Origin of the sequence: Spiribacter sp. 2438, assembly GCF_009676705.1 — a bacterium.
GTDB lineage: Bacteria > Pseudomonadota > Gammaproteobacteria > Nitrococcales > Nitrococcaceae > Spiribacter.
Window position 1 is genome coordinate 138879 of the sequence record NZ_CP046046.1, and the last position, 12452, is coordinate 151330.

At 63.4% G+C, this 12452-nt stretch carries 12 protein-coding genes; 6 read left to right on the forward strand and 6 right to left on the reverse strand.

Annotated features, from left to right (window positions below; all coding sequences use genetic code 11):
* The first annotated feature begins 60 nt into the window (after positions 1-60).
* Positions 61-2955, forward strand: a complete 2895-nt coding sequence (glnE, locus tag GJ672_RS00675) for a bifunctional [glutamate--ammonia ligase]-adenylyl-L-tyrosine phosphorylase/[glutamate--ammonia-ligase] adenylyltransferase (RefSeq protein WP_154295406.1) — start codon at positions 61-63, stop codon at positions 2953-2955.
* 11 nt (positions 2956-2966) lie between these two features.
* Here the strand turns inward: glnE and GJ672_RS00680 are convergent, their stop codons facing one another.
* Genes GJ672_RS00680 through GJ672_RS00700 form a run of 5 tightly spaced genes read right to left on the reverse strand, consistent with a single transcriptional unit; the run spans position 2967 to position 7220 of the window.
* Entirely contained in the window at positions 2967-4319 is a 1353-nt protein-coding gene (locus GJ672_RS00680) for a hypothetical protein (protein WP_154295407.1), read from the reverse strand.
* Positions 4320-4325: 6 nt separating this feature from the next.
* A complete protein-coding gene (locus tag GJ672_RS00685) occupies positions 4326-5003 on the reverse strand; it encodes a sulfotransferase family 2 domain-containing protein (RefSeq protein WP_154295408.1) in 678 nt (225 codons plus the stop codon).
* 39 nt (positions 5004-5042) lie between these two features.
* The gene (locus tag GJ672_RS00690) at positions 5043-6155 is read right to left on the reverse strand and encodes a glycosyltransferase (protein ID WP_154295409.1); all 1113 of its coding nucleotides are present in this window, start codon (positions 6153-6155) and stop codon (positions 5043-5045) included.
* Positions 6152-6295, reverse strand: coding sequence for a sulfotransferase (locus tag GJ672_RS00695; RefSeq protein ID WP_229381896.1), 144 nt, complete (start codon positions 6293-6295; stop codon positions 6152-6154). The genes GJ672_RS00690 and GJ672_RS00695 overlap by 4 nt, the downstream gene beginning before the upstream one ends.
* Before the next feature lie 25 nt (positions 6296-6320).
* Positions 6321-7220: a sulfotransferase gene (locus GJ672_RS00700; protein WP_154295410.1), complete on the reverse strand. Its 900-nt coding sequence runs from the start codon at positions 7218-7220 to the stop codon at positions 6321-6323.
* 58 nt (positions 7221-7278) lie between these two features.
* Between GJ672_RS00700 and GJ672_RS00705 the strand changes: the two genes are divergently transcribed.
* Positions 7279-7872, forward strand: coding sequence for a hypothetical protein (locus tag GJ672_RS00705; protein WP_154295411.1), 594 nt, complete (start codon positions 7279-7281; stop codon positions 7870-7872).
* On the opposite strand, the gene GJ672_RS00710 is transcribed toward GJ672_RS00705, so the two are convergent.
* Complete coding sequence (locus GJ672_RS00710) at positions 7860-8669, reverse strand: sulfotransferase domain-containing protein (protein WP_154295412.1); 810 nt, start codon at positions 8667-8669, stop codon at positions 7860-7862. The genes GJ672_RS00705 and GJ672_RS00710 overlap by 13 nt on opposite strands.
* A gap of 100 nt (positions 8670-8769) precedes the next feature.
* Here GJ672_RS00710 and GJ672_RS00715 point away from each other — a divergent pair, with 100 nt between their 5' ends.
* Genes GJ672_RS00715 through GJ672_RS00730 form a run of 4 tightly spaced genes read left to right on the forward strand, consistent with a single transcriptional unit; the run spans position 8770 to position 12380 of the window.
* A complete protein-coding gene (locus tag GJ672_RS00715; protein WP_154295413.1) occupies positions 8770-9504 on the forward strand; it encodes a sulfotransferase family 2 domain-containing protein in 735 nt (244 codons plus the stop codon).
* 25 nt (positions 9505-9529) lie between these two features.
* The gene (locus GJ672_RS00720; protein ID WP_229381983.1) at positions 9530-10672 is read left to right on the forward strand and encodes a glycosyltransferase; all 1143 of its coding nucleotides are present in this window, start codon (positions 9530-9532) and stop codon (positions 10670-10672) included.
* On the forward strand, positions 10672-11655 hold the full coding sequence (locus GJ672_RS00725; protein ID WP_154295414.1) for a phosphotransferase: 984 nt from the start codon (positions 10672-10674) through the stop codon (positions 11653-11655). The genes GJ672_RS00720 and GJ672_RS00725 overlap by 1 nt, the downstream gene beginning before the upstream one ends.
* Positions 11649-12380 (forward strand): AAA family ATPase, encoded by a 732-nt coding sequence (locus GJ672_RS00730; protein ID WP_154295415.1) that lies wholly within the window; start codon positions 11649-11651, stop codon positions 12378-12380. Before GJ672_RS00725 ends, GJ672_RS00730 begins: the two co-directional genes overlap by 7 nt.
* Positions 12381-12452 lie beyond the last annotated feature (72 nt).

Sequence of the window (12452 nt, forward strand, 5' to 3'; positions counted from 1 at the left end):
TTTGTGGGCAGTGGCAGCGGGCTGATTGTGACCATCCGACGCCGTCGCTAAGCTGCCGCCATGAACATTGATAACGCCCCCGCGCCGCTTCGCACGGCGCTTGCCGATCTCCCTGAAGTGCTCCGGACGCCGGTGGAAGTGGCCCTGGAGCGCCTCGCGGATGACGCCCCTCTGCCCCGCGACGAGGCAGTGCTCGCCGAGTTGCCGCGGGTGTGGGCCATGAGCGAGTTCACCTCGCGAATCTGTCTGCGGGATCCGGCGGTGCTGGCAGCGCTGGCGGACAATGGTGACCTGGGTCGTGCCTACCCCGCCGGTGAATACCGCCGGCGCCTGCAGGCGGCGCTGGCGGAGGTCGAGGCCGAGGCGGACCTGCATCGCATCCTGCGTCGCTTCCGCGCCCGGGAGATGTTGCGGATCGCCTGGCGGGATCTCAGCGGCCGGGCGGATCTGGACGAGGTGCTGGAGGCCCTTTCGGAGCTTGCGGACGGGCTCATCGACGAAGCCCTGGAATGGCTCTATCAGCGGCTTTGCGGGAAGATGGGCGTCCCCCGGGATAGCGCCGGGGAGGCCCAGCGGATGATGGTGCTGGGCATGGGCAAGCTGGGCGGTCGCGAGCTCAACTTTTCCTCGGACATTGATTTGATCTTTGCCTATCCGGAGCCGGGGCTGACCGATCGGGACAAGCCCAACGAGCAGTTCTTCCTGGCGCTGGGTCGTTCCCTCATCGCCGCGCTGGACCAGCAGACGGCCGACGGTCAGTGCTTTCGGGTGGACATGCGGCTGCGCCCCTACGGCGAGAGTGGCCCGCTGGCCATGAGCGTGCCGGCCATGGAGCTCTATTTCCTGGAACAGGGCCGGGAGTGGGAGCGTTATGCCCTGATCAAGGCCCGGGTGGTGGCCGGCGACCAGGCCGCCGGCCATGCGCTGCTGGAATCCCTCTCGCCGTTTGTCTACCGCCGGTATCTCGATTACGGCGCCCTGGAATCCCTGCGGGACATGAAGGCGATGATTGCCCGGGAGGTGAGACGCCGGCGGCTGGCGGACAACGTCAAACTGGGTCGGGGTGGCATCCGCGAAGTGGAATTCATTGCCCAGGCGTTTCAGCTGATTCGTGGGGGTCAGGAGCCGGCGCTGCGCCAGCGGGGCCTGCAGCCGGTGCTGGCCTATCTGGCCCAGCAGGCGCTGATCCCGGCCCATGCCCAGGCGGATTTGACCGCGGGCTATCGCTATCTGCGGGTGATCGAGAACCGTATTCAGGCCATGCATGACCGTCAGGCCCATGACCTGCCGTCGGACCCGGTGGATCGGGAGCGGCTGGTCCTGGCCATGGGCGAGCCCAGCTGGACCGCGCTGACCGAAACCCTGGGGGGCTGGCGCCGCCGGGTGCAGGGTCACTTCGATCAGGTGTTCGTGGCGCCCCAGCAGGAAGACGAGGCGGAGGCCACCGACGAACCGGACTTCGCCGATACCTGGCACGGCGTGCTCGAGGATGACCTGGCCATTACGGTGCTGCAGGAGGCGGGCTTTGCCGACCCGGCGGCCGCACTCACCCAACTGCAGCGTTTTCGGGACGGGGCCCGGGTGCGGGCCCTCTCTGATCAGGGCCGAACCCGGCTGGATCGGCTGATGCCCATGCTGATCGCGGCGGTGGTGGGCACCAGCCAGCCGGATGTGGTGCTGGACCGGCTGATTACCCTGCTGGACGGGATTGTCCGGCGCACCGCCTATCTGGCGCTTCTTAACGAGCACCCCCTGGCGGTGTCCCAGCTGGTGCGGCTGGTGGGCGGCAGTCCGTGGATCGCCCGCTATCTGTCGCTGCATCCCATGCTGCTGGATGAGCTGCTGGATCCGCGCACCCTGTATGCGCCGCTCAGTCGTACGGCGCTGAGCGCCGAGCTGGATGCCCGCATGGCGACGGCGGATCGGGATGATCTGGAGCAGCAGATGGAGATCCTGCGCCATTTCAAGCAGGCCCAGGTGCTGCATGTGGCCGCGGCGGACCTGGCCGGCGCCATCCCGGTGATGCTGGTCAGCGATTATCTGACCGACATCGCCGAGGTGGTGCTGGACCGGGTGCTGACCCTGGCCTGGCGACAGGTCAGTCAGCGCTACGGCGAGCCCCTGCGCGCCGACGGCCAGGTGGCGGATTTCGGTGTGGTGGCCTATGGCAAGCTGGGGTCACTGGAGCTCGGTTATGGCTCGGACCTGGATGTGGTGTTTCTGCATGATGCGGTGCCGGCGGGCACGGCCACCACCGGGGACAAGCCGGTGGAGCCGGCGGTGTTTTTTGCCCGTCTGGCCCAGCGCATCATTCACATTCTGAGCACGCCCACGCCGGGGGGCATTCTCTACGAGGTGGACACCCGGTTGCGGCCCAGTGGCCAGTCCGGCCTCCTCACCAGCAGCCTGGACGCCTTTGCCGACTATCAGCGGGAGCGCGCCTGGACCTGGGAGCACCAGGCCCTGGTGCGGGCCCGCATGGTGGCGGGCGGGCCGACGCTGCGCGCCGGGTTCCGCGCCGTGCGCCGTGAAATCCTGACCCGGTCCCGGCCGCGCGAGACACTGCGCGAGGAAGTCGGCCACATGCGCGAGCGGATGCGAAAGGAGCTCGGCTCAACCCGGGCTGATGCGTTTGATCTCAAGCAGGACCGCGGCGGCATCGCCGACATCGAATTCATGGTGCAGTACGGCGTGCTGGCGGGAGCCTCGGACTATGCCGGCCTGCTGCGCTACACCGATAATATCCGCCTGCTGGATGAGCTCGAGCGGGCTGGTGAGTTCAGCGGCGGGCAGACCCAGATCCTGGCGGATGCCTATCGGCACTACCGCGGCCTGGTGCACCGGCTCACCCTTCAGGAGCAGCCCACGCGGGTGGCCCCCGATGAGGTGGCCTCGGTGCAGGGCGCCGTGTCGGCGGTGTGGGCGCGGGTGATGGGGGGCGAGGGGGCGACGTAGGGCGTGACGCCTCAGTCCACCAGCTGCCGGCGGATCTCACGGGTGGGTTTTTGCAACTGTGCGGCGAGTTCCCGGAAAAGCGGCAGGTCGCGGGCGAGCCGTGGTGGTTTACCCCATCGCGCGGCCAGATGGAGGCCGCGGATATCCAGCAGGATCACCCGTTGACGGCCCCATCCGAGTCCCTCCAGTGCCAGGGACGGGTGCGGCATGCGTGCCGCTGCCAGGGAGCTTAATAGGGCACGGCATTGGGCCAGGGCTTCCTCTGGCGAGACCAGGCCCTCTTCCAGCGCTTGCTGCAGGCCCTGCTGAGCCCGGGCGCGGAAGACCACGTAACCGCCTCGGCGGGCGGGGCCGGTGGCGACCTGAAAAAATCCCAGCGGCCCTTCTACTGGCAGCCGCAGCCGTCGGGCGACGGCGGCCCGGAACCAGACCGCCTTCGGGGTGTTCCCGGTGTGCAGTCGCTCCAGGGTGGACCCGGCATGGTATTGCAGCCGGCCGGAGCCCGCACAAAAGGTGCCGGGCTCGGTGGGCCAGCCCAGGGATGGGTTTTGGTGGTCACAAGCGGGTGACGGCGCTGAGAGGCCGCGGAGCCGCTCACGCTGGTCGGGATCCACCCGGCGACCGTGGGCAACCAACAGGGTGCGGGTGCCCCGTTGGCGGACATAGTATTTCCAGCCCCTGAGCGTGCGGCGACTGACCCGCTCGCCCACATGCCGCCGATGAGTCTGAACCGCAGAGACGAAACGCCGGGTATCGCCGGCATCCTGACCCCGAATCTGCCAGTACTTCTGCCAGCCGGCCCGGATCTCCTCTTCAGTGAAACGGGTCTTGGAGCCGTATAGGCGGCGGAGGCTGTTGCGTGTTCGGCGGTGGGACAATGGCGCTGAATGCTGGCGGATCCGGTCACTGTCGATGGTGTACAGGATCCCGTCCCGGGGGATGAAGTTCGCCCAGTTCAGGTCGTTCTGAACCACGCCCGCCTGGTGATGGGTGGCGAGGGTCCGCAGCAGCAGCTCATGGTCGGCTTGCGATAAGGGATTCCGACAGGGCGGCCAGGAGCGGTCGGCTTCGATCCAGTCCACCACGGTGAGCCAGGTCCGGCTGGCTGCTTCGAACCCCGAGTACCGCATCGCCGGGCTGGGTATGCCCGAGCGTTGAAGCGTCCGCGCCCCCTTTGAGCCTCGCCACCATTCCCAGGCCGTGCGCAGTGGTGAGAGGTAAAACTTTGCCACCACGGATTGGCCGTTCAGTGACCCCCGGTAAAGGGCCCGTTTGCCCGGGTACTGGTGAATCAGTTGACCGGTATACAGGGTTCCGCAGCCCTTCAGATCGAACCGGCGGTGAGCGAGGGCCTTCGTGTCCATCCCGGTTCAGCGCCCGGCGTCGGCGTCATCAAACGCGTAGCCGAGCATGTCGAGATCTCTCCGATAGTGGTGGGCCACCAGCTCGGCCAGCTCATCGGTGTAGTAGCCACGGTAGTCCTGACGGTCCTGCGCACGCCGCAGGTGGGGCAGGTCGGGTTCGGGCACCCCAATGCGCTGGCAAATGCTGGCGAAGTCCGCCTGCAGATTTTCGTAGCGACCGATGAAATCAACGATGACGTTGCCCTGCAGGTCAACCAGATACTCGTGCTGTAGCTCCGCCGAGATGTCGAGCATGAAGTCGTATTCACGCTCCGGGTCGAACTTCAGTTTCAGGAAGTCATGAAAGCCCGTGATGCCGGCAAGGACCTCGGGCTTCTCCCGCTGGATATGATGGTAGGAGCTCACCTGCAGGTCCCAAGGGTTTCTCACGATGGCGAACTTGAACAAGCCCTGATAGACATCGGTGGGTAGCATCTCCAGCGCCGCCACGGCCTTGGCATGCCGGGGGAACTTCAAGCCCAGTTTGTGGCGGGGCCGGGTCATCTGGCTGGCCAGGCTGGCCAGCCCGAGGGGGACGTTGTACCAGCCGCCCCAACGGTAACGGCGCAGGGCCGCCCGCACACTCGTCCCTCCGGTTTTCGCGATATGCACGAACAGAAAATTCCGGCTGTAGGAGATCAGCATCCCGCCCCCAGGGATCGTGCCCGGCACCAAAGAGGATCACTATACCCGATAGCCCAGAACCTCCAGGTAGTGTCGCGCGCTCACGGGAACCCGGTAGGCTGCCACGGCGTCACGCAGCATCGAGCCGCTGGGCGGCGCCTCAAGGACGCGCGCCATCGCTGCCGCCAGGGCATCGGGGTTGCCCACCGGCACCAGCGGAGCAATCCGGCCATGGTCCGTGATCTCTGCCGGCCCGCTGGGGCAGTCGGTGGCCACCGCCGGTGTGCCAAGCGCCATCGCCTCCACCAGGGCGTTCGGCGAGCCCTCGTAACGCGAGGAGAGCACGTATAGCGAGGCTCTCGCCATCCAGGCGTGAGGATTGGCCTGAAAGCCTGGAAGCTGCACCTGGTCGTCAATACCCAGCTTGCGACAGAGTGTTTGCAATGCCTGACGCTCCGGCCCCTCGCCGAGAATGATGAGCCGCAACGTACGCTGCTGGCTCAATTTCGCGAAGGCCCGAATCAGTGTCGGGAAGCCCTTTTGTGCCGTCAGCCGCCCCACGCCCAAGATCACCGGGATGGTTGAGTCCGGTTGCAGCCACGGGTGGTCCACCGGGGTGGCGGCGCGGGTGTTCAGGTCGTCCGGGATGGACGGATTGCGAATGACCGTGAAGCGATCCCGGGGGATGTGGCCGATGGTGGACAGGTCATCGGCCACCGCCTCGCTTACCGTGACGATGCGGTCGGCCCAGGGATAGAGCCGCCGGACTGGCAGGTAACGGGACCAGCGCCGCAGTGCACTCTTGCCCGCCAGGGAACCGCTCAGATGCATGCCCATGCGCAGCACCAGGCGGGTGTCCACGCCGGCGAGGCGGCGCGCGATCAGGGCAATCCGGCTGGCGCGGTCCTTGGCGACCAGCATGGCCGTTGGCCGGACCCGGCGCAGGTAACGGACCAGCGCCGGCAGGGCAAGCAGCGACGTGCTGACATCCAGGCGCACCACCCGCACCTCGGGTGGAATCCGTTCCAGATGTCCGCCTCGGGCTTTCAGGAGGATCAGATCCACCTCCATCCCCTCAGCGACGAAGCCGTGCAGCAGGTTGGTGATCATGTTCTCGACGCCACCGTCCCCGGTGAAGGAGACCAGGACGGCGAGGCGGTGCGGCGCGGTCATAACCCCCAGCGGCGGGCCTTGGCCTCGTTGGCAATCCGGCGAATACCGCCCAGGGCGCGGATGTTGCTGTGGGAGCCCAGGAGAATATCCAGGAGCGTCGAGCCGCTTCGGCCCATTCCCACCAGATAGATGACTTTCACTGCCTTCCTCTTCGTTTCGCGAGGCTCAGGGATCATAACCGAGAGCGTTCAGGTCTTCCGCCTGCTGATGGGCGAACTCACGGAGCGCCTCGCTCTGGCGAAATGCGTATGCGCGCTCGGGGCGGATTTTCCGTGCCGTTTGGGTGATGACCGAGGGACCCACGGTAATCCCGCAGAACTGTAGTACGCCGCCGAGATGTTGTTCTGGACTGTGGAGGAGATCCTCATAGCGAATCTCGAGGGCCCGGCCATGGCTAAGCGACCGGACGTGGGACTGCGCGCGCTCCGTGTAGGTACGCCAGAGCTTGAGTCCAAAGTGGAGATCATCAACGCCCGCATTGTGCGCAACTCCCCGGCGTTTCGGAGCCCAGGGGTTGCGGAGGTGCCAGTGCCGGTTGTTGCGGTAACGATCAATGGCAGCCTGGCACGCGACCTGGTGTCGGGCGCGCAGGCTTTCCGCGACGTCGACGCCGTGGCGGGTAATGTGTAATACCCGGGCATCGGGGAAAATATCCAGCCATATCGGCAACGTGAACGTGTTGCGGGGGTCTTTCCAGCCCCAGGGTCGGGTCTGACCGTGCATGGATCGGTGCTTCAGCCCTCTTCGCAGTCCCAGGTAACGCCAGCTGGCGGGACCCCGGGTGATGCCGCCGAGATAATCCGTGAGTACCGGGCGAATGCGCGGGTGAGACAGCAGGGTGTCAACGCCGGCGGGGCGCTCCCAGGTGGCATTCGCCTGATGAAAGACCCACGCATTGAGGGCGTTCGTGAATGGGCACTCTTCGTTGCGAGTAGAGCGTCGGCCCATGAAAAAGCCGAAACTCTGGAGGATGCGCGTGAGCAGGCTGGTGCCGGTGCGGTGCATGCCGATAACAATGACCGGCGGTAATGGGTCCGTCTTCAATTCATCGCCTTCCCGGTTCATTCTTCAGCCACCCGAGCGCGGGCCAATGGCTATGCCGGCTCATGTCATACTTTCCCCCATGGCTGACTATCATCAGATCGTCATTTCACCTGCGTGGGTGCCGGTGTTCTTTCGGCGTCGAACTGTGGCGGAAAAAGCGCTTTTTGTCATGAATGGCCTGGGCGTTGGTGTCGGGCTGCGTCATGGTAGCTGGGATCGGCGGATTGCGCCGGCGGATCAGCATCCGACTTTTATTCTTCTGCGCTCGTTGCATGCCTGCGATTTTGATCCCGGCGCTGGTCTGCAGCCGCTGGCAGAGTACTACCAGGCGCGGGGTCTCAGCCAGGCGGGGGCCATGGCCCGGGCAGAGAGGCGAGTTCACCGCTACGTGTCCAAGTACAGGGCCCTGCGCGACGCAATGCAGCGAGACGGGTATCGGAGTGAGGCGGCCAGCGATCAGATTGGTGTGGCGATCGGGCGAGACGGGGGGTTCATCAAGGTCTCGCAGGGCCATCATCGGTTTGTGCTGGCCCGGGTGCTGGGACTGGACAGCGTCACGGCGGATGTCCGCTGGATTCACTCCGACTGGCACCGACACGCCACGGGCCTGAGAAAACCGACGGCGGAGTCGCTGATGATCGCGACGCAGAAAGCGTTGGATCAGCGCTTATAGTCCGCGTAGGTGTCGTCGAGCCGGTCGGCGATCAATCGATCCATGTATTCGATTTCAGCTGGATCGAAGGCCTCCGCGTACCCACCAATTTTTCCGGAGCGAGTCTTGTAGGTGCTCTCATCGGCGGGATCTCTGGGGGCGAGACGGCCGCTGCCCAGCGCATTGGTGGTCTCGAGTCGGCGCATGTTCTCGAAACTGCAGGCCTCCACTGCCGAGCTGATGGTTTCGTCGCTGACGTCGCGGATTCCGACGAAGTCCACCAGACGGCGAAGTTCCCGCGCAGGATCGACGTGCAGATCCTCGTAGGTCATGAGCAGAAAGTCAGCCGGCACCTGCCGGTTCTCCGCCCAGATGTTGTAGAACGCGATGTTGGTGGCGATGCTCCCCACGGGTTCATAGACGTAATCCTGCAGGGTGCCGTTAAAGTTAATGTTTCTTTTGGTCTTCTGGTAGTACGCCGACAACGTCACGTCGCGTGGGTCTCTCACCAGAAACACCACTTGACGCCCACGGTAGAAGGACTTGTCGGTGTTCAGCGCCTCCACGGGCTGGAACTCGGGGCCGCCGTCGTGATGCTGCAGGATCAGCGGCAGGCCAGGCACCCTGCTGCGGTAGCGTCGGAGTTTGAGCGGGTTATTGATCTGAACTCCATGGTGCCGTTCAATGACCTGGGCGAGCATGAGCACCAGCCAGGTCCGTCCACATTTGGGGAATGAGACAATATGGACGTCTGCCCGGCGCATCAGCCATTGACGGCGCAGACGCTTCCAGTATTTCTGCATGAGCCCGGGCTGCATCACTGCGACCTCGATGGATGAACAACTTCACATTATTGGGTGGGACGCGCGGGATAGCAACGTGTAGCGTTTCCATGAGGAGTCCGCAGGGAGCGGTTTGATGATTCTCAGCCACAGCCATCGATTTGTCTTCATTAAAACCCGCAAAACGGCAGGTTCAAGTCTGGAGATCGGTCTGTCGAGGGCCTGTGATCCGGATGACGTGATCACCCCCTTGAGTGCAAAGCGCGGTGAAGAGGCACTGCGCCGCCAGGAGGGCGGGGTTGGGCCCGTCAATCATCATAAGCCAATCCTGGCGCATCGGGGCCTCAAGGAATGGCGGCGACTGGCTTTGAGAGGTCAGCGAGCCGAATTTGGCCCTCATACTACGGCTTTGGAAATTCGCCGGTATTTCGGCGACGATCTATGGACCCGTTACTATCGCTTTACCGTGGAGCGCAACCCGTGGGATCGGGCTGTCTCTCGTTATTGGTGGCAGAAACTCCGCTGGGAGGAGCGCGGGCGCAGTAACTTCCCCAAGTTGAGTGAGTATCTGGTCTGGATGGCGCGTAATAAACCCCACTGGATTAGCAACTGGGGACATTACGCTGTTGGCAATACAATCGTGGTTGATCGGGTTTTGCGGTATGAGAACCTGAGTGCTGACTTGGCGAGCCTTGCCGCCGAGTTGGGGGTCAAAAGCGATATCAGTCTGCCGGCGCGGCGGGCCAAATCCGGTTACCGGCAGGACAAGCGGCACTACAGTGAAATCCTGACGCGTGCTGACCGTGCCCTGATTGACCGCCTTTGCCATCGGGAGATCGCTGAACTTGGCTACGAATTTGAAGGGGGCTGAAGTGCAATTGGAGGGTCCGCCCGACATTGCCATTTTTGGCGCGTTTCGCGTGTGGGGAGGGACCAACCGGCGCTTGCTCAACCAGATCCACTCATGGGTGCACTGGGGGCTGAACGTAGAACTGGTGACCTATCGTGACGGCGTGAAATTCTACCCTGACGAGGTCCCTAAATCGGTGGGATTCGTTCAGTTGGGCACGCAGGGCAAATTGGCGAGCAGTTTCGCCCTGTGGTCCTATATGCGCCGCCGTCGACCCAGGGTGGTGCTCTCGGTGAACCACATCAGCAATCTGGTTCTGGCGGGCACCTGGCGGCTGCCGGGTGTAACCAGCCACCGCTATCTCAGCGTGCCCAACACTTTTGGCGAATCCGAGAAACTGTCTCAGGAACCGCGTCGCCGGGCCAGAAAATTTCGGCAGATTTGTCATTTTTATCCGCGCTCAGATGGCGTGATCGCCGTTTCCGATGGTGTGCGGGAGGACCTGTTAAACACCGTGGGCCTCAAAGGCGTAGAAGTGACCCGGATATACAGTGGTTCGGTCTCTCCACAGGCGCTGAAGCGTGCGGAGGAGCCTCTGGAGCATCCGTGGTTTGGCGATCATCGCGACCGCCCGGTGATTGTCACCGTCGGCCGGTTAGTACCCCAGAAGGACTACGCAAACCTGCTGCGTGCTTTTGCGCTCGTACTCGAGGAGCGGCCGGCACGATTGGTCATCGTTGGTGGCGGGCGTGAGTCCGAGGCACTGGAGGCGCTGGCTCGAGAACTGAAGATTCTCGAGCACGTTTGTTTTGCCGGGTTTCAGGCGAACCCGTATCCGTGGATGGCAAAGGCTGATGTCTTTGCGTTGTCGTCCCGCTGGGAGGGGTTGGTGAATGTTTTGCTCGAGGCCCTAGGCCTCGGTACACCGGTTGTCTCCACCGACTGCCCCAGCGGTCCGCGTGAGATCCTCGCCGACGGCCGCTACGGCATCCTGGTGCCGATGCAGGATCCGGTGGCCCTGGCCGACGGCCTGCTCACCACCCTGCGCGGCGATGGCCCGATCTATCGCACCGAGGAGGCAGTAGCACCATTCATGGCTGAGACGGCAGCCCGCAATTATCTGGACTACTTCGGGCTGGGAATTGCGAGCCACGGAGACCAATCGTCAGTCTCTGGCGGGGGGTCTTAGTGCTGAAGGCGTGGTGGAGACTTCGGCGGGCCCTGAGCGAGGCGACTCCGCTGCTGCAAGCAGGTGATTATTGGCTTGAGGAAGGGGCGGCCCGCCGATTGGTGACAGATTCCGATAACTGGCGGCTGCACCCGCGCCGGTTCCGTATCACTGGACCGCCTTCCAGTGGGCCCGGGTATGACACTGTCATTCGGCGCAGTGGCTGTCTGATTTTATTGGGCGAGGGGCGCGACCATGTCCTTCGTCTCTACCGTGACCAGGGCGAAGTTGATCGGCTGATGACCAACAGTCGGTGGCTGCGGCCAGCATTCCCATGCCCCGCAGCAGAAACAGTGCCCGTTGAGTTGCCGGGCTGGTTCGGTGTGCGTGAGGACTTCGTGAGTGGCAGGATTCTCCGGGACGCGGCGTCGAACCGGTGGGTTCCGATATACCGAAAATTTCTGGGTTGCTGTGCTGTGAATGCGACGCGCTGCGAGGGCCGCCTGGAGACAAAAGGCTGGTTCAATGAGCTGGACAGTTGGAGTTCGCCGCCCCAGGTCCATCAATTGCTGTCCTTTTGGCACGATGAACTGGTGGAAATACTGGACGGGGCGCCGTTGCTGCGCAGTCACGGTGATGCTCATAACGGCAATCTCATAGTCACTGAAGAGGGCGATCTGGTGGTGATTGATGTTGAGCGGGTTGAGGCTCAACCCTTCTTTTTCGATGCCCTTTCCATCCTTCGCGGATCGGAAGAGGTTAATCAACACCTCCGCCGCCGGTACCTTTCAGGGCTTTTTGATAATGAGTTGATGGCCGTGTGGCAAGCTGCCGGAGAGCGCTTCTGGCCGGAGCTGCGCATACCCTATCTGCTGGCCGTAGCGGTTTGTCATGCTTTCCGGCCCCAGTTCGCCGATGGCCCGGCACACAGGCGGCAGGAGAAGCTGGTGAAAGCGGTTCAAAAAGTGCAGGCCGATTGCGAGTCAGGTCGTCCGTCATGTTGAGGATCGAACTGGTCGGGCCGCCTGGCGTTGGTAAAACAACTCTGCTGAGGGTGCTGGCCGATACGTTGCCCGACGCCATGACAGCACGGAGATTGCCCTTGCTCTCCCACTTCGAGGCCAAGGGGCACCGACGCTTCACGGAGTGGCTCTATGGGCGCCATGCCGGTGAGCGATGGATGCGGCACCGCTTTGAGAAGGCCATGGTACGGTGGGAACTTAAACGATTGCGGTATGCGCCAGATCCCTGGCCCGATCTTCTGGCAAGCACAATCTCGGCATTTGCCGAATCCACTGAACCCCCGGCGTTGGTCCTGGAGCGCATCCAGAGCTTTATCCGTCAGGTGGCGGCGATCCGATGCGCTGAAAGGCTGCCGGGGCATGGTGTGGTGCTATTCGACGAAGGCATAGTACAGCGCGCGATTAGCCTCGCTGAAGGCAACTCGGATCGTGTTGTTGAAGACTACGTGAACCGAATGCCATTGCCATCACTGACGGTTGTGCTCACCGCCCCACCAGAGCTTATTCAGGAGCGGCTGAACGCCCGTGACGGCGAGGGGAATCGGTTCCATAGTATGGTCGAGCGCTCCCTCGCTGTGAATGATCGAATTTCCCACGCAATCGGTCATCGCGCAGGCAATGTCATTGAGGTATCCATGGATCAGCCAGCAGAGCGGGGTGTGGAAGTAATTAGCTGTTACTGGTTTTCCAGAGGGCGGCAGGCATGAGAGGTTCCCAAAAATCACTATCTCGCGTATTTCAGTCCTTCCGCTATTCGTGCAAACCATTCTACCGCCGCT